The sequence below is a fragment of the Undibacterium sp. Ji49W genome (assembly GCF_049340205.1).
In the GTDB taxonomy this organism is placed as follows: domain Bacteria; phylum Pseudomonadota; class Gammaproteobacteria; order Burkholderiales; family Burkholderiaceae_D; genus Undibacterium.
On sequence record NZ_JBMPOW010000018.1, the window covers coordinates 1 to 22,344 of the forward strand.

Sequence of the window (22,344 nt, forward strand, 5' to 3'; positions counted from 1 at the left end):
CGGTAATCGCTGCGGTGGTGACGGCAATGTTGCCGCCGGTAATGGCGCTGTCCCAGTCATCGGCTGCGGCCAGGTTGTAAGTGGTACCACCGGTTGAGGTAGTACCGTTCTTGTTGAACAGGGCTTCAACAGCAGCCTGGTCGGCACCGGCGAGTGTCACGGCAAAGCTGGTGGCGCTGGTGACTTCGACATTGCCGGTGGTCGACAGCGTACGGGTAGCCGCGCCTTCGCCTTTGATGGTCAGGGCCGTGACAGTAATGTCATTGGTGGCACCGATGGTCTTGACCAGGCCAGTGCCTGTGACAGTCAGGACGTGGGTGGTGATGTCATAGGTCGCAGACGTAATTGTCGGGGCGGCTACGTTGGAGACGGTGACGGCATTGCCGGTCAGGTCAGCACTGGAGGTGGTGGTGGCATCCCAGGATGCGGCGGCAGCGAGGTTGAAGGTGGTGGTATCAACGGCGGTGGTGCCGTTCTTGTTCAATATGCCATTGATGGCCAGTTTGTCGGCGGCGTTCAGGGTCACGGCAAAGGCGGTACTGCTGCTGGCGGTGACGTTGGCGGTGGTCAGGGTGTAGGAACCAGCCTGACCTGTGATGGATAACTTGCTCACATCAATGGTGTCGCCACCGACGATGTTGACGGCGGAGACGGACAATATGCCGGTCGCTGCATCGTAGCTGGAACTCAAGATGCTTGGTGCGGCATTGGCGACGGTGATGCCATTGCCGGTCAAATCCTGGATGTTGCCACCGGTGATGGCGCTGTTCCAGTCATCGGCAACGGCAAGATTGTAGGTCGTGGCACTGCTGGCTGACGCTGTACCGTTCTTGTTGAGCAGGGCATCGACACCACCGATATCGGCACCAGCTAAGGTAAATGTAAAGCTGGTAGCGGAGGTGATTTCGACATTGCCGGTGGTGGACAGGGTGTAGGTTGCACCACCTTCACCAGTAATGGTGAGTTTGGAAATGGTGATGTCATTCGTCGCACCAATGGTTTTAACGAGGTTGGTGCCGGTGACGGTGAAGACGTGGGTGGTGCCGTCGTAGGTCGCTGAGGTGATCGTTGGTGCAGTGACGTTGGATACGGTCACGGCATTGCCGGTCAAATCTGCACTGGAAGTGGTGGTGGCATCCCAGGAAGCGGCAGCGGCGAGGTTGAAGGTGGTGGTATCAACGGCGGTGGTGCCGTTGTTGTTCAGTATGCCGTTGATGGCGAGTTTGTCGGCAGCGTTGAGGGTGACTGCAAAAGCTGTTGAACTGCTGGCGGTGACGTTGGCGGTGGTCAGGGTGTAGGAACCGGCCTGGCCTGTGATGGATAACTTGCTCACATCAATGGTGTCACCACCGACGATGTTGACGGCAGAGACGGACAGGATGCCGGTTGCTGCATCGTAAGTGGAACTCAGAATGCTTGGTGCGGCATTCGATACGGTGATGCCATTGCCGGTTAAATCCTGGATGTTGCCGCCGGTGATGACGCTATCCCAGTCATCGGCAGCGGCCAGATTGTAGGTCGTAGCACTGCTGGCGGACGAGGTGCCGTTTTTATTGAGCAGGCTATCGACTGCGGCAATATCGGCACCGGCCAAGGTAAAGGTGAAGCTAGTGGCGGAGGTGACTTCGACGTTGCCAGTGGTGGACAAAGTGCGGGTTGCACCGCCCTCACCAGTGATGGTCAGCTTGGTAATGGTGATGTCATTGGTGGCACCTATGGTTTTAACGAGGTTGGTGCCGGTGATGGTGAAGACGTGGGTGGTGCCATCATAGGTCGCGGACGTAATGGTTGGGGCGGTGACGTTGGAGACGGTCACGGCGTTACCGGTCAGGTCGGCGGCTGATGTCGTGGTGGCATCCCAGGATGCAGCGGCAGCCAGGTTAAAGGTGGTGGTATCAACGGCAGTGGTGCCGTTGTTGTTCAGTATGCCGTTGATGGCGAGCTTGTCGGCGCCGTTCAGGGTGACCGCAAACGCAGTTGCACTGCTGGCGGTGACGTTGGCAGTGGTCAGGGTGTAGGAACCGGCCTGGCCTGTGATGGACAGCTTACTTACATCAATGGTGTCGCCAGCGATGATGTTGACGGCGGAGACCGACAGGATGCCGGTGCTGGCATCGTAGCTGGAGCTCAGTATGCTTGGTGCGGCATTGGATACCGTAATGCCGTTGCCAGTCAGGTCAGCGATGTTGCCGCCGGTGATGACGCTGTCCCAGTCATCGGCTGCTGCCAGGTTATACGTTGTGGAGCTACCGGCGGAAGACGTGCCGTTTTTATTGAGCAGGTTATCGACAGCAGCAATATCGGCACCGGCCAAAGTAAAGGTAAAGCTGGTGGCGCTGGTGATTTCTACATTGCCAGTTGTGGACAAAGTGCGGGTGGCGCCGCCTTCACCAGTGATGGTGAGTTTGGAAATCGTGACGTCATTCGTCGCACCGATAGTCTTGACAAGGTTGGTGCCGGTGACGGTGAAGACGTGGGTAGTACCGTCGTAGGTCGCTGAGGTGATCGTTGGGGCGGTGACGTTGGATACGGTGACAGCATTGCTGGTCAGGTCGGCTGGTGCACTTGTCATCCAGTTAGTCGCTGCCGCTACATTGAAAGTCGTTGTATCTACAGCCGTTGTACCGTTGTTGTTCAGGATGCCGTTGATGGCCAGTTTGTCGGTCGCATTCAGCGCAAAACTGATCGTCGTCACGCTGCTGGCCGTGACACCCGGTGTAGTGGTCAGCGTATAAGAGCCACCCTGGCCGGTAAGCGACAGCTTGGTGACATCAACTGCACCACCATTGATGATATCCACACCAGTAATGGTCAGCGTACCTGTGCTGGCATCATACACGGCGCTGGTGACGGATGGCGGTGGCACTGCCGAGGTAAATGTCCAGGTCGAGGTTGATGAAATACCGTTGAAAGTCTTGTTCGCACCATCTTTAAAAGCACCACTGTCTATCAGGACATAATATCCCGTGGTACCAGCAAAATTGGCTGTGGGGTTGATCGTGACCTTGCTGTTGGCACCGCCGGTGCCACTACTGAATGTCACCTTGCTACTGTCTGTAGCAGCGATGGTTTCCAGTATCACATTATCAGACTGGCGGTAGATGACGATATTTTTTGCTGCGACAGCGCTAACAGCCTCACCAAATTCTATGACCAGATCGTAATTGACAGGAACATCAACAACACCATTGGCGGGTGATACAACACCGCTGAAATTGAAGCTGCCATTATCGCTTGACTCATACGCACCAATATCAGTCGAACCACCGCGACCAAAACCACGGGCGTCTGTCGCCGGTGCCCCAGCGGAGGTACCGGCGTTGATGGCATTGCTGCCCGACAGAATTGCAATGGTTTGTACTGCGCCACCATTATTGGTCAGAGCACCCAGGGCACTGCCCAGCGTAGTAATGGTTCCAGTCGTGGTGTTACTACCGCTGCCAGTCGTTCCTACCGTACTGACGATCAGGTTATTACTACCTGTCAGTGTAGTCAGGGTGCCGATAAAAACATCATCGTCAGCAGAGAGATTATTGGTACTGCTATTGTTGGCAATAATGGTATTTGTTAGCGTGACAACACCACCATTTTGCGTTACATACAAACCGCCACCGCCAATTGCCGCACTATTGCCGCCAACAAAAGAGTTACCGACGATAGTTGAGTTCGTCAGTGTTTTCGCACCGGGACCTGAGAGACTGATCCCGCCGCCACCGCCGCTATTGTCACCAGCCTTGCCGGCAGAGTTGCCTGATATCGTCAGATTCGTAAGGGTCGCAATGGTACCGGCAGTAACAGAAATACCACCGCCGTAACGGCCATTGCTTGCAGCATTGCCACTGATGGTGGTGCTGGAGATGGTGACATTCGCTGCATTGACATACGCACCGCCACCATTGCCAGATGAGTACGTGGCAGTAGCGGTATTGTTGGCAATGGTGGTATTGCTGATGCTGACAGTTGCTCCCGCATCATAGAATACCAATCCAGCGCCTTTGCTGGTTGAATTGTTATTTCTGAGGGCAACGTGATCAATGGTCAATGAGCCTGAGTACATCATGGCAATCGCACCATACGCACCACTTGCGTTTGACAAGGTCATGCCAGAAATGCTGAGTGCCGACGTATTGGGTGAACCGAACGTCGCTACAGAGGTAAAAATTGGTGAGCTGTTGTTGCCACTGATGGTCAGCAGGTTTTCACCCGCGCCAACGATGGTCAGTGCATCACCGTTATTTGTCGAATCTACATTGATCGCACCACCAGTCAATGTCAGCGTTGCGGCACCGCTGGCAAACAGGGCCGGATCAAAAACAATTGTGTCAGCAAACCCATCACCTTTAGAGGCAGCCACAGCGTCTCGCAAAGACCCTGCGCCGCTATCATTCAGATTGGTGACCTTGATGGTGGCGAGATCATACTGATAATGCTGGGCCGCGATTGCTGTCGTTTCTACCACGCCGCTATGGTATTCCAGCACCCAGTCACCATGTGCCCCCGTGTCATTGGTAGATGCTGCGACATCAGTGCCGGTCACTTTGGCCAGTTGATTCACGAAACTTGTGCCAGTATCGCCTTTGGCGACATCACAGCCATACAGCAAAATATCAGCCCCTGGTGCCATTGCCTTTTGTATGGTCGCCAGGCTGGCCTGATAATCAGCCATGTTATAGGAAGACAGCATGGTATTGCCAAGCACCAGATAGCCTTCACCGCCATGTGACACGATATGCACAGCGGTGATGTCAGCTTTGCCTTGCAAGGCATCTGCCATTTGCTGCACACCGTTTTTTAAGGGATCGAGCGTGATGACTTCGGTGCCAGGTTTGAGATTGCCAACCAGGCTTTGCCAGTTTTGCAGCGTGGTATCGACAAACACCACTTCATGGGGCGTTGCGGCAGCCGCAGGTGCAGCAATGGACGGCGCAACTGCTGCTTGGGTAATGACGGGAACGGTTGGGGCTGGGGCTGTAGCAGCGACAGACGGCAAACCATCGGCCTGGTTTGGATGCAAGGGGTCAAATGCAAAACTTGACGAAGAACTGGAAGATAAATTGGTGTCAGCAATGGCTGGATTCAGGGAATTGGTCGGTATCATCTTCAGTCTTCAGTAGAATTTGGAACAAATTTGGCGGTGATTACATTGGCACGGCTACCGGTCGTATCTTTCCAGAACGATAGCTGGCTGTATTGCTGAAACAAATCGGGGGGCAGTATGGTGTCGCGGGCCTGGAAGCTGACTTCGGGCCTGACCTTGTGCAGGCCACGCATGCCTAAGGGCGCATCAAATTCTGGCGCGTCATACTGGATATTCTGGAAGTCATGCTCGAATGGTTCGGCACCGATAAAGTCATAAATCAGTGGCAGCACTTTTTGTGGCGCCTGTGCCAGCAAGTCATAATCAATAAGCAACATGGACGCTGCATGTTCGCTGTAAAAAGCACTTTTCAGTGCAGCCCAAGGATAACCGACCATGCGGTTACGCATTGCCAGGGTCTCGACCCGGCTGTAGACCGTTGCACGCTCATTGTCGTCATTGAACAGGCGTGTGATTTCGTAAGGGTCAGCTGCATATTTGCGTTCTATGCTATCCATCACCCAGGCGACATTGCGCACACAGGCAATCACTTTGGAGCCGGGAAACTGATCCATCAACATCGGTAAATGGGCTGTCCACATGCGGTTGGTATCAAACACCACGCTTTTGTCGGCGTGTTCGGCATAGTACGAATCAAACAGACCACGCACCAGACGTTTGCGTTCAGGCTTGGTGATGACAGGCCCAAATTCAGTTCCAGCGCCAAACTGATGCAACATGCTGGTATATAAAGTACCGACCGGGCTGGTCATGCCTGCATGGAAGCGCGGGTTTTGCAACAGCAATGCTGCCAACAGGGTGGAGCCAGAACGTGGCAGGCCAGAGATGAAGTGATAAGTTGCTTGTGTCATGGTAGCACGCGAGACAACACCCGGTCCGGCGGACAGGCGTTATGGTGAAATGAAAAAATGAATGTGCCGCCAGTTGGACTTGATGCAGACAAGGCTTTATAAATTCGAAATGGTGTTGCCAGCTTCATTTACTATCCTTCATACAACAATTCAAGTTTAAGAGAATGCAAGTTCAAGCGAATGAAATGCCATCCATAGTCATGGGGCATAAGCTCGCATGACAATAAAAAACAGACAACCTTAGCAAATGGTTCCAAAAAGCAACTATCTCACATCAAAACCAGCCAACTCGTTTCAATACAGCATTCGGCAAACCCTGAATACTATCACCGAAATAATTGGTTTGTAATCAACATAGTTGTATCCTATTTTTACAATTTGGGCATGAGTCAGCTTGCACACACACCGGGCAAAATAAAAAATGTTAATCAGACAAAAAAGGCAACATCGGGATTGTAGAAGACGACCGTAAGCGCTTCGTAATAAATCATCATTCACCCAGGGATAGGATTGCTTCGCTAAAGGCAAAAAAAAACCTGCAACAAGTGCAGGTTCCCAGTTCATTACGTACAACTCAATCCGGATCATGCCGGACTTTTTCTTTATTCAGCAATACGTTTCAGGCATGTGGCTTGATGGTTTCCAGCCATTTCTTGATGCGATCAGCATCGGCCAGACGGGAGTATTTACCTTTGGAATCGAGGAAGACCATGACGATGGCGCGCCCTTCTATCATTGCCTGCATCACCAGACAACGCCCGGCTTCGGCAATGTAACCCGTTTTTTGCAGGCCGATTTCCCATGCGGGGTTAGCGACCAGCTTGTTCGATGTACCATATTCCAGCGGCCTGCCGCCTGGTGCCACGACATATTTGGAATCAGTAGAATACTGACGGATCAGGGGATGCTGATAGGCCGCATTGACCAGCTTGACCAGATCACGCGCACTGGCGCGGTTCTGGCTGGACAAGCCACTAGAGTCGACATAATGTGTGTCACTCATACCCAATTGACGGGCTTTGGCATTCATCGCGCCGACAAAAGCTGGCAAACCACCGGGATAATTCCTGCCCAGAGCCGACGCAGCGCGGTTTTCCGAACTCATCAAGGCGATATGCAACATGTCAGAACGCGACAGTTTGGCACCTATTTTCAGTCTGGAACCGGTCCCTTTTTCTTTATCGATGTCTTCATTGGTGACTTCGATCACTTCATCCATGTCCTGATGCGCTTCTACAACAACCAGACTGGTCATCAGTTTGGTAATGGAAGCGATAGGCAGGGATACGTCAGAATTTTTTTCAAACAGCACTTTGGAGCTGTCCTGATCGACCACATAGGCAACACTGGATTTCAGGTCCAATGGGTCCTGGGTGTTTTTCAGGCCGGCGATATCGCCTGAGCTCGGTTTTTCAGGTACTTCGCGCACCATGGACACACGCTGCACAACCACTTTGCGTTTGCCATTCACCACAACCGTACGCTTGACGGATTTTCCCGAGGCAGCAATAGCCACCACTTTTTTATGAACAGTATGCTTTTTAACTGGATGTTTATGTGAATTTGTCGCAGCAATCGCGCTTGCCAGGGGCAAAAGCGTAATCAATGTACAAACCACTGCATGACGGGCAAATTTCACCATCAATGACTCCCTGATTAAATATGCCTTGAAAGAAATTGCAGTGTAGCAAAACGAGGAAATTCCGCAAGCAAAATAAGGAGTTAGCTACGTTTATTCATTTCCTGTCTTAGACTAAGTTGCAAAATCAATCTGGCTTTTAAACAAATTTCACAATTCAATTTCCAGAAATATTCAATTGTCTTCTTTATTCGATAAATCGGACAAAATCAGCAAGGTTCGCTCTTTCGGTCACCAGGGTGTTTTCAATTTTGCTGTGATCGGCATAACCCAGCGACATACCGCATACCAGCATTTCATCTGCGGGCAATTGCAATTGCTCAGCAATTACCTTGTGATATTGAGTGAAGGCTGCCTGGGGGCAGGTATCAAGACCGCGACCGCGCGCAACAATCATGATATTTTGCAGGAACATGCCATAGTCCAGCCACGATCCCTGCTCCATGACCCGGTCTATGGTGAAGATGAAGCCCACCGGCGCATCAAAAAAGGCATAGTTGCGACCGTGCTGCGCATGCATGCCCAGTTTGTTTTCTCGCCCCAGGCCCAGCAAGGCATATAAATCCCAGCCAACCTTGCGGCGACGTTCCAGATAGGGCGTAATCCATTTCACCGGATAATAATTGTATTCCTGCTCATGCCCGCCCTGCCCTTCGCTATTGTGGGCAGCCAAGATGGCATTGGATAGAGCATGCAAACTGGCGCCCGTCAGTACATACACCTTCCAGGGCTGGGTATTGCTGCCGGAGGGAGCACGCGCTGCCACATCCAGTATCTGGCGTATATCTTCACGCGCGACAGGCGTAGGCAAAAAAGCACGTATGGACCGGCGCGACATAATGGTGTCGTCTATCAGTTGCTGGGTCGCTGAAGTAAGCATGGGTATCTACCTGATGGAAATAGGCCGTGCCAGCAGCAGGCTGGCGAATAAGGACAAATAGTTGATTTAGGCTGCTTGTATGGTTTGCAACAACTGCCGCATGGGTTCTGGTATGGGTGTGGGCCGGCGGCTGTGTCTGTCTACATAAACATGTACGAAATGCCCCTGCGCAGCGGCACTGTCTTCACCGCTTTTGAAGATGCCAACTTCATAGCGCACACTGGAATTGCCCAGTCTGGTGACACTCACACCCGCTTCCACCACATCCGGGAAAGCGACTGATGCAAGGTAGTTGCACTGCGTTTCAATCACCAGGCCAATCACAGGGCTGGTTTCTATATTCAACACACCATTGCTGATGAGAAACTGATTCACTACCGTATCAAACCAGCTGTAATAGACCACATTATTGACATGCCCATAGGCATCATTGTCCATCCAGCGCGTGGTGATGGTGTGAAAATGCTGAAAGTCTTTACGTTGCCTTGCCTCAATTGCCATCGTCTGCTCGCTTTATTCAACATGCCCGGATCAAACCTAAACTGAAAGTCTAACTGAAAATGTCGTCGATGGAGTATCACTTCATTTCCTGGTCATAATTGCCATACATAATTCTTGGGGGAAAAGTAAGTTACAGGTGTTTTCTTTTTCCCGCCCCAGATTATTGATTCTGCTCAAGAAATAGGCATATTTTTATATTGCAACGCACAAATTCCACTTGACTTCGTTATTTGAATCAATAGAATACGAATTATTGCATCGCACAATTAATTCGCATTCATGTAGCATGCATTGCAACACCACCACCAGCAATCGCCAGTTTTCTATTTAATTTTTTCCTATCCAGGAGACTTATATGTTTACAGCACCTGAACAGTTTTCCGCCGCCACCAAAGCAAACTTTGATGCCCAACTGTCGCTGATCACTACATTGACAGGCAAGGCATTTGAAGGCGTAGAAAAATTCATGGAATTGAATTTGAATGCCGTCAAATCCACCCTGGAAGAAAGCGCTGCGACAACCAAGCAATTGCTGGCTGCCAAAGACCCACAGGAATTTTTCAACCTGACAGCAGCACAGGCACAGCCTACTGCTGAAAAAGTGTTGGCCTATAACCGTCACTTGGCCAGCATCACATCCAGCGCCCAGGCAGAATTCACGCACGCGGCAGAAGTACAAATCGCTGAAACCAATCGCAAGGTACTGGCTTTGATCGATGAGGTGTCCAAGAATGCACCTGCCGGTTCCGAACAGTTTGTGTCCTTCTTCAAAACATCGATAGACAATGCCAACGCCAGCTACGATCACCTGACCAAAACCACCAAGCAGGCAGTTGAAGCACTGGAAGCCAATCTGAACAATGCGGTGTCCACAATTTCCCAGACAACAACCAAGGCAGCTCCCAAAGCTTCCAAGAAGTAAGTCTGAATTTGTCGGGGCAGGCTTCCCCTGCTCCGGCATGATATCGATTTTTCCAAAGCGCATTTCATCAATAGTGATGAGTTCTGCTTGTCGTAATCGCAGACAAATCGCAGACAAATTGCAGACAAAAAAATACCTGCAATCGCTTGCAGGTATTTCAAATGCCCGGCACAGAATGCACTGTACTTGAGGGCTACCTTACTTCAACCGGTATCAGCCTTCACCCAGATAAGCCGCCTGCACTTTAGGGTCGTTCAGCATGTCTTTGGCATTGCCGCTCATGGTGATGGAACCTGAATCCATGACATAGCCACGGTGCGCTGCCTGCAAAGCCAGTTTGGCATTCTGTTCCACCAGCAAGATAGTGATCCCCTGGGCAGACACATTACGCACGACTTCAAAAATCTTTTCCACCATGATCGGTGACAAGCCCATCGATGGCTCATCCAGCAGCAGCAGGTTGGGATGGCTCATCAGCGCACGCGCCATGGCCAGCATTTGCTGCTCACCACCCGACAGGGTACCGGCCAGTTGTGCAGCCCGTTCTTTCAGGCGTGGGAACACGGCAAACCATTTTTCGATATCGGCTGCGATGCCAGCCTTGTCATCACGGATATAGGCACCCATCATCAGGTTTTCCTGGATCGTCATGCGGGTAAATACACCACGGCCTTCAGGTACCATGGCCAAGTGGTTTTTCACCATCTCAAAGGAGTTCACGCCTTTGATGGATTTACCCAGGTAAACAATATCGCCTTCCACCTTGCAACTGGGCAGCGTGGAGGTAATGGCTTTCAGCGTGGTGGTCTTGCCGGCACCATTGGCACCGATCAGGGTGATCAGTTCACCCTTGTTGACTTCCAGGTCGATTCCCTTAACGGCCTTGATACCGCCGTAAGCAACTTTCAGGTTGCTTATCTTTAATACGTTCTCAGCCATTAGTGACCTCCTCCCAAATACGCTTCGATAACTGCCGGATTTTTCTGTATATCTGCTGGCAAGCCTTCAGCAATCGGCTTGCCGTAATCCAGCACAGTCATCCTGTCGCACAACCCCATCATCAGTTTCACATCATGCTCGATCAGCAGGATGGTCTTGCCCTCGGCCTTGATCTTGACCAGCAATTCACGCAGGGCGAGTTTTTCTGTGGCATTCATACCGGCAGCGGGTTCGTCCAGCGCCAGCAGTTTTGGATCGGTCGCCAGTGCACGTGCAATTTCCAGACGGCGCTGGTCACCATACGACAAGAACTTGGAGGTACGGTCAGCAAAGGCACCTATACCAACAAAATCCAGCAGTTCTTGGGCACGCTGACGGACTTCTGCTTCTTCCTTGCGTGCAGCAGGATGGCGGAACACGGCACCGAACACGCCCTGATGGGTACGTATGTGGCGGCCGACCATGACATTTTCCAGCGCTGTCATTTCACCAAACAGGCGGATGTTCTGGAAAGTACGGGCGATACCTGCCTTCGCCACTTCATGCGGGGCGGAAGGTGAATACGGTTTGCCATCCAGTTCAAACGTGCCGGTGTCAGGCTGATACAGGCCGGTGATCACATTAAAGAAGGTTGTCTTGCCAGCACCGTTAGGACCAATCAGGCCATAAATCTGGCCTTTCTTGATATTGATGCCGACGTTGGACAATGCCTGCAAGCCGCCAAAACGTTTATTGGCGCCTTCGATTTTTAAGATAGTCTGTTCAATCATCTTGATCTTCCTTAAGCTGCCGCTTCGTTGTTCTTGGACATACGGTCTTCATGCTTCGGTGCGGGCCACAAGCCGGCAGGACGATTCAGCATGACGGCAACCATGGCAAAGCCGTACAACAATTGACGCAATACTTCGGCCTCGATCCAGATTTTTCCAAAAATCAGGTTTTGTACTGGCTCGACAACGTGACGCAATACTTCTGGCAAAGCAGCCAGCAATACTGCACCCAGAATCACACCAGGAATATGACCAATACCACCCAATACCACCATCGCCAGAATGACGATGGATTCCATCAGCGAGAAAGATTCTGGTGAAACAAAGCCCTGGAAGCTGGCGAACATGGCACCAGATACACCACCAAACGACGCGCCCATGGAAAACGCCAGTAACTTGACGTTACGGGTGTTGATACCCATGGCCTTGGCAGCAATTTCATCTTCACGTATCGCCACCCAGGCACGGCCCAGACGGGAATCCTGCAAACGTATGGAGACGATCACGATACCAATACACAAAGCCAGGAACAGGAAGTAATAGGCATTCACCGAAGGCATGCTCATGCCAAGGAAATGTACGGTCGCATTGGAACCTGCTTCACCCGCCAGTGACACGCCAAAGATACGGATAGGATCAATCAGGTTGATACCTTGAGGACCATTGGTGAAGTTGATCGGTGAATTCATGTTGTTCATGAAAATACGGATAATTTCACCAAAGCCCAATGTCACGATCGCCAGATAGTCACCGCGCAGTTTCAGGGTTGGGGCACCCAGCAGGGCACCAAACAAACCAGCCACCGCTGCCGCAAAAGGCACGATCACCCATACCGACAGGTGAATACCATTCTGGGTAATTTCCGGACCGCAGACAGCGACCAGAAAAGCACCAACAGCCGGATAATTATTGACGAAGGATTCCAGGATGACCGCAAATTGCTGCGAGCCAAAAATCGCTGCCAGATAGGCACCGACTGCATAGAAAGCGATATAGCCCAGATCCAGCAGACCGGCAAAACCGACCACGATATTCAGGCCCAGGGCCAGCATGATATACAGCAGCGCAAAGTCGATAATCCTGACCCAGGAATTACCAAAATTGGAAGCCACGAAGGGGAACAATACAATCACGACGGCCAGCACAGCAAAGCTGGTGTAGGCTTTTTTCGGATTGGCTTTTACATCAAATATGGTTGACATTGATTTTCTCCTTACGCACGATCAGCAACACGCTCACCCATGATGCCGGATGGACGCAAGGTCAGTACGATAATCAAAACGACGAAAGCAAAGATATCCTGATAGTGGCTGCCAAGGATGCCGCCAGTCAGGTCACCGATATAACCGGCACCCAGACTTTCGATCAGACCCAGCACAATACCGCCCACCATCGCGCCATAAATATTACCGATACCACCCAGTACCGCTGCGGAGAAAGCCTTCAGACCTGGCACAAAGCCCATCGCAAACTGTGCAGAAGAGTAATTCGCTGCCCACATCACACCGGCAATCGCTGCCAGCGCGGCACCAATCGCAAAGGTCGCCACGATAACCTTGTTGGAATCAACCCCCATCAAACCGGCAACACGCGGGTTTTCTGCGGTAGCACGCATGGCACGCCCCATTTTGGTTTTTTCAACCAGCAGTACCAGACCAGTCATCGCCAGTGTCGCCAGCAACAGCAGCAATATCTGGGTTTGCGAAATCACCGCACCACCGACTTCAATCGGTGTTGATGGCATCACGGATGGGAAAGGAATCGGATTACGTCCCCACAACATCATGGCAAAGGTCTGCACCAGAATGGAAACACCAATCGCAGTAATCAGGGGAGCAAGTCGCGGTGCATTGCGCAGCTTTCGATAAGCCACCCGTTCTATCACCACATTGACAAAGATACAGACAGGTATGGCACCCAGGATGGCAATGATCAGTTTGACGATGCCGGGCAAATCTGGCGCGACAGCCTGCAACAGCTTGAGTACACTCAGGCCAGCCATGGCACCCACCATCAGCACGTCGCCATGGGCGAAGTTGATCAGGTTCAGTACCCCATACACCATGGTGTAACCAAGTGCCACCAGCGCATACATGCTGCCTAACACCAGACCATTAATAATTTGTTGGATAAAGGTATCCATATTTTGCTTCTCTCTTATGAACGAATCGAATTTTGATTAAAAACAGGCGATGAACTGAGTACCTATCAATACAACTGAAAAAAGTTCAGCAAAAATCATTCCTGATAACGAAAGCGGCACCCTGGTGTGGGTGCCGCCGGAATTCGAACGAGCGCTATCCAAACAAGCGCGTCATCATACTGGGAGCAACGATAGCGTGATCGATACACATGATTAAAATCTCCTCTGCAACTTTTGGTAAAAGCTTTTTGTAATATATTTGTACTTAATGGTTATACCAGTAAAGTGGGCCGGATTATACAGAGTTTGAATCTTGCCGCAGTGGTAAAAAAGCCACCGAAAGCTACGTATTTTCCACAACAGCCACGCACCAGAATACACGCTATGCCAGTCCGGCAAAAGCCGGATTTGAATAGTGCCGCAATCTTAAACACGTATTTACAAAATAAAATATCGAAAACAACAGTTGCAACAAATTATTAATCAAAAGCAGATCACATAACTCCTAGAGAAAACAAATAAGTAAACGATTACGTCAATAAATAAGCCCAGGCGGCCTGGGCATAGCTACATTAACTTGTCACACCTTGGCAGACAGCCCTTTCGGCATGGGAAAAGTCACCGCTTCTTCTACCCCATCCAGTGCACGTACACTGCGTGCACCCAATTGTCGCAGACTGCTGATGACTTCCTGCACCAATATCTCGGGGGCCGATGCACCAGCAGTGACACCTATGCGCTGACGGCCCTCCAGCCATTCCGGTTTGATCTGACTGGCATTGTCGACCATATAGGCCGTCACGCCTTTCTTTTCAGCCACTTCACGCAAACGGTTGGAGTTGGAACTGTTGGGGCTGCCAACTACCAGCACCAGATCTACCTGTGGTGCCATAAACTTGACGGCTTCCTGGCGATTGGTGGTGGCGTAACAGATATCGCCTTTTTTCGGTTCACTGATGGACGGAAAGCGCGTTTTCAGCGCCGCGATGATTTCTATCGTATCGTCCACCGACAGCGTGGTCTGCGATACAAAGGCCAGCATATCGGCATCATTGACCTGCAGTTTCTGCACGTCGTCCACGGTTTCAACCAGATACATACCGCCTTCGGACTGGCCCATGGTACCTTCGACTTCGGGGTGACCATGATGACCTATCATGATGATTTCACGCCCCTCTTTGCGCATCTTCGCCACTTCGATATGCACCTTGGTCACCAGCGGACAGGTCGCATCAAAAATCGTCAGGCCCCTGGATTCAGCTTCCTTGCGCACTTCTTGCGACACGCCGTGGGCAGAAAAAATCAGGGTATTGCCAGCAGGGACATCATCCAGCTCTTCAATAAATATCGCGCCCTTGGCCTTGAGGTCGCTGACCACATAAGCGTTATGCACGATTTCATGCCTGACATAGATAGGTGCACCGAATTGCTGCAAGGCACGCTCAACAATTTCAATCGCACGGTCCACACCGGCGCAAAATCCGCGCGGCTGGGCTAATAGAATTTCCTTGTCCATGGCAGTCAATTAAAGTATCCCAATGATTTTTGTTTCAAATAATACGGTCTGACCAGCCAGCGGGTGATTGAAATCAAACAGCGCGCCCTCATCATCCAGCGCCCGCAGGATGCCGGCAAACTTGCCGCCAGCAGGTGCGGCGAATTCCACCAGGTCACCAATCACATATTGCTCGCCAAATGCCGAGTTTTCTTTTAGTGTAGCCATCGATACTCTTTGTATCAATTCTGGATTACGCGGACCGAAGGCTTTTTCCGGCGCCAGCTCTTGGGTAGTATGCGAACCCTCTTCCAGCCCCAGTAATGATGCCTCCAGTTCCGGCGCCAGTTGGCCGGTACCCAGTTGCAGGGTAGCAGGACGTTCATTAAAGGTACTGAGTATGTCTTCGCCGTCCAAAGTAGCTAGGCGGTAGTGCAAAGTCAGATAGGCGTTGGGGGTAACGGTAAGATTGGCGGTAGCAGACATGGTATGAAGCTTTGAAAGTAAGGCAATAACTTGAAGAGAACGCTTGGTAAGCTGGTATTGTAAGCCAGCTTTGGATAAATCAGGCTGCGGGCCTGCATTCTGTGGAGAAAACCTGGATGGCAATCAATGAATGGCCGGAAGAACAACGGCCAAGGGAAAGACTGATCAAACATGGTGCCGCCTGCCTGTCAGATGCCGAATTGCTGGCCGTCTTCCTCAGAACCGGCGTGGCAGGCAAAAGCGCAGTGGACCTGGGGCGCGACATGATCAGCCAGTTTGGCTCTCTATCGGGCCTGTTTTCAGCCAATATCCGCGAGTTTTCAGCGATTCACGGCTTGGGCAGTGCCAAATTTGCACAATTGCAGGCCGTACTGGAACTGGCCAAACGTGCCATTTCTGAAGAATTGCAAGAAAACACCTCGCTATCGTCCCCCCAATCCGTCAAGAAATACCTGCAACTATTAATAGGCAACAAGGCACATGAATCCTTTGCCGTGCTGTTCCTGGATGTCAAAAACCGGCTGATCACGACCGAAGAATTGTTTCGCGGCACCCTAAACCATGCCAGCGTCTACCCACGCGAAGTGGTCAAAAGCGCACTCCAACACAATGCCGCAGCCATTATCATTGCCCACAACCACCCTTCTGGCTCATGCGAGCCGAGTTCAGCCGACCTGCAACTGACCACTACCCTGAAACAGGCACTGGCACTGGTGGATGTGCGGGTACTGGATCACTTCATCGTGGCCAATCCCAAGGTATATTCGTTTGCTGAAAATGGGCAGATTTGACGCTACTGCTTGAAAATCAGGTTGTTTGTTGTCACAGCACTACGCTGTTTCATCATCCGCGCCTGACCAGGCTAAAACCATGGTTTCCAGACTGAGGGCAGGCCTGTTGCCTATAGAAGTAGCAGCGAAGTAGCAGCTTTTTCATCCTGAAAATCAAATTGTTAAATTAATTTTTCAAATAAGACACATTTGTTTTTCGCAAGTCGTTGATAATTCATGGAATTTTGTTTATACTTGCGTTTTTCCAATTTCGGAATGCACTGAGGAGTTAAACATGGCACGTGTCTGCCAAGTGACTGGGAAAGGGCCAATGGTTGGCAACAACGTTTCCCACGCTAATAACAAAACAAAACGCCGCTTTTTGCCTAATCTGCAAAATCGTCGCTTTTTCGTAGAATCAGAAAACCGTTGGGTTTCTCTGCGCTTGTCCAATGCTGGTCTGCGCGTCATTGACAAAATCGGCATCGATGCTGTTTTGACTGACCTGCGCGCTCGCGGCGAAAAAGTTTAAGCTAAACTATAGTTAGGAAAATATCATGGCTAAATCTGGTCGCGACAAAATCAAGCTGGAATCGACTGCTGGTACAGGTCACTTCTACACAACCTCCAAAAACAAGCGCACTATGCCTGAAAAAATGGAGATCATGAAGTTCGATCCTAAAGCACGTAAGCACGTCATCTACAAAGAAACCAAAATCAAGTAATTTTGCTTTCTGCGTAAGAACCTGTTTACGATCTGTAGCGAGCGCGCGTCAGCGGGAGTGAAGAGCAGCGCAAAAAGCGGAATGTACTTTGGTACATGAGCATTTTGAGCAGCACATGAGCCCCGATCACGCACGCGCAGTAAGATCGAAAACAGGTTCTAAAAAAAAGCCCTGCATCGCAGGGCTTTTTCATTTTGGCCATCATCATTACCGCTACGGCAACTACTGGTAACTACAGGCATCATGTCATGACTGGCGGCCATTGATGACTTTCTGCCTGGCAGCTTTTACACCAGGCATACAGGGCGTCATAAATGACCATTCCCTGTTTCAACATCTCATGATCATCACTGAAATTCTGCGACAGGCCCAGTGACAAGGCATATAGCCCCGCTGATTGTGGTGTCAGGTCCAGCCTTGATGTGTCGGCACCTCGCACGATCACTGCCAATTGTTGCAAGGCCGGGTCGTTGAGCTGGTATTTGTCAAGGAAGGCATCAAAACTGCATAATTCGCCGACGTGCGTCAGTTCCACACCGGGGATATCGTAGGGGATGGAACCGGTCTTGGCCGCAATGCCGGTAATCTCACTGGCGCGGACATATAAAAATTCTGGCGTCTTGTCTATGAAGCGGGTGATCAGCCAGGGGCAGGCTATGCGGTCTATCTTTGGACGTTCTCTGGTAATCCATTGCATGTCAGCTCTCCTTACTCTGTAAAGGTAAGTTTGCCGTACGCCAGGCTTCTATGCCGCCAGTCAGGAAACGTGCATCAAAACCACGTGCACGCAGGGATAAGGCGGTTGATCTGCCGATATCGAGTCCATGCACGCAATAAATCAATACTGGCTGGGATTGATTGAGGTCTTTACTCCAAAGCCCAACCTGAGATGGATCGCGCCATTGCGCGCCTGGCAGCATATCCTTGCCTTCAGCAAAAAATTGCGCTCGCCTTACGTCTATGATTTGCGTCTCAGCTTTCATCTGCTCACAGGCAGCAACATCCACTGCCCAGGCAGCGGCATCGGCAGCAACTGCCGCACCATAACGGAGATAAATACGTTCCCAGTGCAAATTCTGCATGAAGGAATCAACATAGGCTGCCGCTTTGGCACCAAAGTCCATGTGATAGGCGTGTTCATACATATCCAGCGCCAGCAAAGGTGTGGCACCTGCCAGCAATTGCGTGTGATCAGCAGCCCAGTGATTGATCAAGCGCCCTTCCCGTGCTGACCACGACAGCAATGCCCAGCCAGAACCGCCACCCATGGCCTTGGCCAGCGATGTAAATTCTGTCTGCCATTGGATGACGGAACCAAAGTCACGTTCCAGTGCACTGGATAAGCCACAAGAAGGCAACACGCCATTGCCACCCAATGCATCAAAATACAATTCATGCAGGTAGGCTGAATTGGCAGCAATCAATTCCTCTCGCTTCAGGCCATTGACTGTAAAAACGGGGGTTGCAGCCCAATCCAGGGTCGATAAATGCTGGCGTAAGGTATTCAATCGCTTTACTGCGCCGCTATAATTGTTTTCGTGATGGCTGAGTATCAGATTACTGCTCAAGCCCTTGAGTTGTGTCAGATCCAGTGTCAGCGGGCGTAATGTCATGTCCATGTTTCCACCTTTAAGTGTGAGAAAGCAGCGGGTAAATCAGCAGGCCAAGCAAGGCCGCCACGGCAACAATGATCGGCTCTTGCAGTTTCTTGAATTTCCATAACAGCGCGATGGTGACGAGGGCAATTGCGGCAGTGGGTATATCGATGATCGAGCGTCTGGCGATCACGATGACTGAACCGGCAATTGCACCGATGGCGGCAGCCGTAATGCCATCCACAAAAGCCAGCACGCCGGGTACCTTGCCGTATTTCTTAAAATAAGGCGCGGGGACAATAGTGAACAGATAGCAGGGTAAAAATGTCGCCAGCGCAGCCACGCCAGCACCCGGCAAACCCGCCACCAGATAACCGATAAAACCAACAGTAATCACCACAGGGCCAGGTGTGATCATGGCCACAGCCACGGCATCGACAAATTGTTTGTCCGTCAGCCAGTGATGTTCAGTCACCACGCCACCATACAAAAACGGCACAATCGCCAGGCCAGAGCCAAATACAAAAGCACCCGCCTTGGCAAAGAACACGCCGATTTGTGTCAGCAAAGGCAAATCCAGTGGTCCAAACATGGTTGCCATCAATGGCAGGGAAACACCGACCGAGTTCAGCGTATTTCTGTTCAGGAATTTGGGCGGAGCACGCAGAAACCAGACCAGGACACCGGCAGCAATAAACAGCCAGGCAATTTCTGACTCCGTAATCACTGTCACCGCTGCCAGCAGCAGATAGATTGCCCACAGCAATTTGTCTTTGCCTACACTTTTTTCTGTCAGTTTTTTTGTGCTCATGACGATGATGCCAATGACCGCAGCACCAACGCCATAAAATACCGACTGCATCCATGACAGACCGCCAAAATGCACATAAGCCCAGCCCAGTGCCACTACCATGAAAAAAGATGGCAGCACAAAGGCAATGCCAACCAGGGTCGCCCCCAGGATGCGGTAATGCACATAGCCCAGATAGATCGCGAGTTGCGCGGCCAGTGGCCCGGGGGCCAACTGTGCCAGCGCCAGCCCTTCTTTATAATCAGCCTCACTGATCCATTTGCGCTCGCCAACCAGGTCGCGATGCATGTAGCCGACCAGGGCAACCGGGCCACCAAAACCCAGCGCTCCCAGGCGTACAAAATAGCTGATGAGTTGCCAAAGCGTGTAGTTTGCGGAAGGGATGACAGCCATGATCAGTTGTCCTATGGTGACATTTTCTGGAACGATGCCAGCAAGCCGTCAAACACGGCACTGGCTGCCGTCAGTAACTGGTCATCATCGTTAATGGCAGCGCGCATGCCAGCCAGTACGCTTTCTATACCCACTGATTCGGGTGGTTGTACCCCGCCCACATCCAGATAATGGACCAGGGCACCCAGTTGCTTTAAGGCTGGCGTTTCCAGCGCAAAACTTTCCAGCAAGACTTCAAAGCTGACGCGATTACCGACGTGGCTGAAGCTGGCACCGTCAAAGTCAAAGCCTAGCGCATCAGCGGGACAGTCGCTGGCAGACGCAAGCCACAATATCCGGGCCTGGCTGTCAATAAAACGCCGTATCAGCCAGGCACAGGCCAGCCTGTCAACCCAGGGGCGGCAACGTGTTGCCCACACCCTTCCCTGATAAGCCGCGATGGACAACTGCCCTATCTGTGCATGGACGGCATGCGGTTCATCCGGTGACTGCAAGCGGGCAATCTTCAGTTCCAGTTCCTGTAAGGCAGCGTCGGCCTGTGCTTGTGCTGCGCCGGGGAAAAAATCAATTTCTGCCAGACCGGCAAATGCCTTGCGCAGCTTGCGCGCCTGCTTGATGCCTTCGGTCAGGGTGTCGACAGTCATGGCCTGCTTGGCCAGGGCAATATCGGCCAGCAGGCTGGCGTAATCTTCATTGCGATCAAACAGGCTGACGAAATTTGCCTGCTCTGGCTCTTCCACCCGCAATACAGTGGCAGACCCGCCACCTGTTGACACATCGGCAGCAATTGCCTCCAGCGCTGCACGGCAGGGTGCACGCTCTGGCATCAAATAGACACCATCCCGCAGCACCACCGCCCCCGAGGCTTTCAAGCCACGCCATGCACGCATCCTGACGGTCGCGTTCTCAGTGGGCAGGCTGATAATCAGTAATATCCAGTTCATAAAAGTAGATTATTCTACTTTTATGTAGAATAGTATACTAATATTTTTATTAAGCATTACAAGTAACGATTCAACGGCACCAATACATCAGTTCAAAAAACAAAAACGGCACCGAAGTGCCGTTTTCTTTTAGTCGTAAATAATTGCACCACAGGCCACCATAGGCCATATCAGGCGTAAGTACGCAACCTTAACGAAAATTCACGCAAGGTGTGGATGCCGGATGCTTCGGCACGTACGCACCAGTCTTGCAGTTGCTGTACCAGTTGCTCGCGGCTGACTGTGGAGCGTTCCCAGATCAAACCCAGTTCCACGCGCATGTCGTGCATGGTTTTCAGGGCACGGCTGTGGGCCAGCACTTCAGACAATTGCTGCTGTTGTGGTGCTTCCAGTTTGGTTGGCTCGCGTTGCAGCAGTTTCTTGGTGGACTTCAGCAGGTGCGCTTCAAACATGGCTTTTTCGCGCAGGCTGGCCACTTCATCACGCCAGGTACGACGCAGGGATTTGGCATACTTGGCCATCACGTCATAGCGATTGGTGATGACGGCTTGCAGGGTTTCCAGGTCCACCACGGATTTGACTTCGGCAAACTTTGGTTCCGGTGCCACTTTCTTGACCTTGGCCAGACCGACGATTTCCATGCAGCGTATATACAGCCAGCCGATGTCGAACTCATACCATTTGGAAGACAGCTTGGCTGATGTACCAAAGGTATGGTGATTATTATGCAGTTCTTCGCCGCCGATCAGAATACCGATAGGCAGGATATTGCGGGACGCATCGGTGCAATCATAGTTGCGATAGCCCCAGTAATGCCCAATGCCGTTGATGATGCCGGCAGCGGTGACAGGTATCCACAGCATCTGCACGGCCCAGACAGTCACGCCGATCACACCGAACAGGAAGAAGTCGATGATCAGCATCAGCGCCACGCCCTGCCAGCTGAAACGGGTATACACATTACGTTCCATCCAGTCATCTGGTGTGCCATGACCATACTTTTCCATGGTTTCCAGGTTTTTGGATTCGGCACGATACAGTTCCGCACCTTCGAGCAAGACTTTCTTGATACCACGTGTGACCGGGCTGTGCGGATCTTCTTCTGTTTCACATTTGGCATGGTGCTTGCGATGAATTGCCGCCCATTCCTTGGTGACCTGGCCGGTCGTCAACCACAGCCAGAAACGGAAAAAATGACTAGGAATGGCATGCAGTTCTAAAGCCCGGTGTGCCTGACAGCGATGCAGGAATATCGTCACACTGGCAATGGTGATATGTGTCACGACCATGATGAAGATAAATACCTGCCATCCTGTAGCCCGGGTCAGGCCATTGGACAGAAAATCCATTACTGTATCGATAAAAGTGCTCAAAATGACATG

General features: G+C 51.4%; 20 protein-coding genes. 4 read left to right on the plus strand and 16 right to left on the minus strand.

The window, feature by feature from the left end; translation table 11 throughout:
- The 5 genes from ACO0LK_RS20530 to ACO0LK_RS20550 all read right to left on the minus strand — a co-directional run.
- The coding region (locus ACO0LK_RS20530; RefSeq protein ID WP_422978333.1) for a DUF4347 domain-containing protein at positions 1-5,098 on the minus strand (5,098 nt) is incomplete at its 3' end.
- Between the two features lie 2 nt (positions 5,099-5,100).
- A complete protein-coding gene (locus ACO0LK_RS20535) occupies positions 5,101-5,949 on the minus strand; it encodes a sulfotransferase (RefSeq protein ID WP_422978335.1) in 849 nt (282 codons plus the stop codon).
- Between the two features lie 619 nt (positions 5,950-6,568).
- Positions 6,569-7,591, minus strand: a complete 1,023-nt coding sequence (gene pbpG / locus ACO0LK_RS20540; protein WP_422978337.1) for a D-alanyl-D-alanine endopeptidase — start codon at positions 7,589-7,591, stop codon at positions 6,569-6,571.
- 184 nt (positions 7,592-7,775) lie between these two features.
- The gene (locus tag ACO0LK_RS20545; protein WP_422978339.1) at positions 7,776-8,468 is read right to left on the minus strand and encodes a nitroreductase; all 693 of its coding nucleotides are present in this window, start codon (positions 8,466-8,468) and stop codon (positions 7,776-7,778) included.
- A 66-nt stretch (positions 8,469-8,534) separates the two neighbouring features.
- The gene (locus tag ACO0LK_RS20550; protein WP_422978341.1) at positions 8,535-8,969 is read right to left on the minus strand and encodes an acyl-CoA thioesterase; all 435 of its coding nucleotides are present in this window, start codon (positions 8,967-8,969) and stop codon (positions 8,535-8,537) included.
- A gap of 355 nt (positions 8,970-9,324) precedes the next feature.
- On the opposite strand from ACO0LK_RS20550, the gene ACO0LK_RS20555 reads away from it, so the two are divergent.
- Positions 9,325-9,891, plus strand: a complete 567-nt coding sequence (locus ACO0LK_RS20555; protein ID WP_422978343.1) for a phasin family protein — start codon at positions 9,325-9,327, stop codon at positions 9,889-9,891.
- 213 nt (positions 9,892-10,104) lie between these two features.
- On the opposite strand, the gene ACO0LK_RS20560 is transcribed toward ACO0LK_RS20555, so the two are convergent.
- The 6 genes from ACO0LK_RS20560 to ACO0LK_RS20585 form a co-directional block, all read right to left on the minus strand.
- Positions 10,105-10,830: an ABC transporter ATP-binding protein gene (locus tag ACO0LK_RS20560; RefSeq protein ID WP_422978345.1), complete on the minus strand. Its 726-nt coding sequence runs from the start codon at positions 10,828-10,830 to the stop codon at positions 10,105-10,107.
- Positions 10,830-11,600: an ABC transporter ATP-binding protein gene (locus ACO0LK_RS20565; protein ID WP_422978347.1), complete on the minus strand. Its 771-nt coding sequence runs from the start codon at positions 11,598-11,600 to the stop codon at positions 10,830-10,832. Before ACO0LK_RS20565 ends, ACO0LK_RS20560 begins: the two co-directional genes overlap by 1 nt.
- Before the next feature lie 11 nt (positions 11,601-11,611).
- Positions 11,612-12,802 carry an ABC transporter permease subunit gene (locus ACO0LK_RS20570; protein ID WP_422978349.1) on the minus strand — a complete coding sequence of 397 codons (1,191 nt, stop codon included), beginning with the start codon at positions 12,800-12,802 and terminating at the stop codon, positions 11,612-11,614.
- A gap of 11 nt (positions 12,803-12,813) precedes the next feature.
- On the minus strand, positions 12,814-13,743 hold the full coding sequence (locus tag ACO0LK_RS20575) for a branched-chain amino acid ABC transporter permease (protein ID WP_422978351.1): 930 nt from the start codon (positions 13,741-13,743) through the stop codon (positions 12,814-12,816).
- Positions 13,744-14,323: 580 nt separating this feature from the next.
- Complete coding sequence (gene ispH / locus ACO0LK_RS20580) at positions 14,324-15,259, minus strand: 4-hydroxy-3-methylbut-2-enyl diphosphate reductase (protein WP_422978353.1); 936 nt, start codon at positions 15,257-15,259, stop codon at positions 14,324-14,326.
- 9 nt (positions 15,260-15,268) lie between these two features.
- The gene (locus ACO0LK_RS20585) at positions 15,269-15,724 is read right to left on the minus strand and encodes an FKBP-type peptidyl-prolyl cis-trans isomerase (protein ID WP_186947589.1); all 456 of its coding nucleotides are present in this window, start codon (positions 15,722-15,724) and stop codon (positions 15,269-15,271) included.
- Between the two features lie 116 nt (positions 15,725-15,840).
- Between ACO0LK_RS20585 and radC the strand changes: the two genes are divergently transcribed.
- From radC to rpmG, 3 genes are all read left to right on the plus strand, one after another.
- A complete protein-coding gene (gene radC, locus ACO0LK_RS20590) occupies positions 15,841-16,515 on the plus strand; it encodes a RadC family protein (RefSeq protein WP_422978355.1) in 675 nt (224 codons plus the stop codon).
- 274 nt (positions 16,516-16,789) lie between these two features.
- On the plus strand, positions 16,790-17,026 hold the full coding sequence (gene rpmB / locus ACO0LK_RS20595; RefSeq protein WP_186947587.1) for a 50S ribosomal protein L28: 237 nt from the start codon (positions 16,790-16,792) through the stop codon (positions 17,024-17,026).
- Between the two features lie 25 nt (positions 17,027-17,051).
- Complete coding sequence (gene rpmG, locus ACO0LK_RS20600) at positions 17,052-17,219, plus strand: 50S ribosomal protein L33 (protein ID WP_110257750.1); 168 nt, start codon at positions 17,052-17,054, stop codon at positions 17,217-17,219.
- Positions 17,220-17,460: 241 nt separating this feature from the next.
- Here the strand turns inward: rpmG and ACO0LK_RS20605 are convergent, their stop codons facing one another.
- The 5 genes from ACO0LK_RS20605 to ACO0LK_RS20625 all read right to left on the minus strand — a co-directional run bounded on the left by ACO0LK_RS20605 (position 17,461) and on the right by ACO0LK_RS20625 (position 22,311).
- The gene (locus ACO0LK_RS20605; protein WP_422978357.1) at positions 17,461-17,916 is read right to left on the minus strand and encodes a chromate resistance protein ChrB domain-containing protein; all 456 of its coding nucleotides are present in this window, start codon (positions 17,914-17,916) and stop codon (positions 17,461-17,463) included.
- A gap of 1 nt (position 17,917) precedes the next feature.
- Positions 17,918-18,838 (minus strand): Fe-Mn family superoxide dismutase, encoded by a 921-nt coding sequence (locus ACO0LK_RS20610; protein ID WP_422978359.1) that lies wholly within the window; start codon positions 18,836-18,838, stop codon positions 17,918-17,920.
- 10 nt (positions 18,839-18,848) lie between these two features.
- Positions 18,849-20,018 carry a chromate transporter gene (locus tag ACO0LK_RS20615; protein WP_422978361.1) on the minus strand — a complete coding sequence of 390 codons (1,170 nt, stop codon included), beginning with the start codon at positions 20,016-20,018 and terminating at the stop codon, positions 18,849-18,851.
- 11 nt (positions 20,019-20,029) lie between these two features.
- Positions 20,030-20,962 carry a chromate resistance protein ChrB domain-containing protein gene (locus ACO0LK_RS20620; protein WP_422978363.1) on the minus strand — a complete coding sequence of 311 codons (933 nt, stop codon included), beginning with the start codon at positions 20,960-20,962 and terminating at the stop codon, positions 20,030-20,032.
- 170 nt (positions 20,963-21,132) lie between these two features.
- Positions 21,133-22,311, minus strand: a complete 1,179-nt coding sequence (locus ACO0LK_RS20625; protein WP_422978365.1) for a DesA family fatty acid desaturase — start codon at positions 22,309-22,311, stop codon at positions 21,133-21,135.
- Positions 22,312-22,344 lie beyond the last annotated feature (33 nt).

Bases quoted from the DNA above. Each gene is read 5' to 3' on its own strand.
- ACO0LK_RS20535 (WP_422978335.1), bottom strand. From the start codon at position 5,949: ATGACACAAGCAACTTATCACTTCATCTCTGGCCTGCCACGTTCTGGC.
- pbpG (WP_422978337.1), bottom strand. From the start codon at position 7,591: ATGGTGAAATTTGCCCGTCATGCAGTGGTTTGTACATTGATTACGCTT.
- ACO0LK_RS20545 (WP_422978339.1), bottom strand. From the start codon at position 8,468: ATGCTTACTTCAGCGACCCAGCAACTGATAGACGACACCATTATGTCG.
- ACO0LK_RS20550 (WP_422978341.1), bottom strand. From the start codon at position 8,969: ATGGCAATTGAGGCAAGGCAACGTAAAGACTTTCAGCATTTTCACACC.
- ACO0LK_RS20555 (WP_422978343.1), top strand. From the start codon at position 9,325: ATGTTTACAGCACCTGAACAGTTTTCCGCCGCCACCAAAGCAAACTTT.
- ACO0LK_RS20560 (WP_422978345.1), bottom strand. From the start codon at position 10,830: ATGGCTGAGAACGTATTAAAGATAAGCAACCTGAAAGTTGCTTACGGC.
- ACO0LK_RS20565 (WP_422978347.1), bottom strand. From the start codon at position 11,600: ATGATTGAACAGACTATCTTAAAAATCGAAGGCGCCAATAAACGTTTT.
- ACO0LK_RS20570 (WP_422978349.1), bottom strand. From the start codon at position 12,802: ATGTCAACCATATTTGATGTAAAAGCCAATCCGAAAAAAGCCTACACC.
- ACO0LK_RS20575 (WP_422978351.1), bottom strand. From the start codon at position 13,743: ATGGATACCTTTATCCAACAAATTATTAATGGTCTGGTGTTAGGCAGC.
- ispH (WP_422978353.1), bottom strand. From the start codon at position 15,259: ATGGACAAGGAAATTCTATTAGCCCAGCCGCGCGGATTTTGCGCCGGT.
- ACO0LK_RS20585 (WP_186947589.1), bottom strand. From the start codon at position 15,724: ATGTCTGCTACCGCCAATCTTACCGTTACCCCCAACGCCTATCTGACT.
- radC (WP_422978355.1), top strand. From the start codon at position 15,841: ATGGCAATCAATGAATGGCCGGAAGAACAACGGCCAAGGGAAAGACTG.
- rpmB (WP_186947587.1), top strand. From the start codon at position 16,790: ATGGCACGTGTCTGCCAAGTGACTGGGAAAGGGCCAATGGTTGGCAAC.
- rpmG (WP_110257750.1), top strand. From the start codon at position 17,052: ATGGCTAAATCTGGTCGCGACAAAATCAAGCTGGAATCGACTGCTGGT.
- ACO0LK_RS20605 (WP_422978357.1), bottom strand. From the start codon at position 17,916: ATGCAATGGATTACCAGAGAACGTCCAAAGATAGACCGCATAGCCTGC.
- ACO0LK_RS20610 (WP_422978359.1), bottom strand. From the start codon at position 18,838: ATGGACATGACATTACGCCCGCTGACACTGGATCTGACACAACTCAAG.
- ACO0LK_RS20615 (WP_422978361.1), bottom strand. From the start codon at position 20,018: ATGGCTGTCATCCCTTCCGCAAACTACACGCTTTGGCAACTCATCAGC.
- ACO0LK_RS20620 (WP_422978363.1), bottom strand. From the start codon at position 20,962: ATGAACTGGATATTACTGATTATCAGCCTGCCCACTGAGAACGCGACC.
- ACO0LK_RS20625 (WP_422978365.1), bottom strand. From the start codon at position 22,311: ATGGATTTTCTGTCCAATGGCCTGACCCGGGCTACAGGATGGCAGGTA.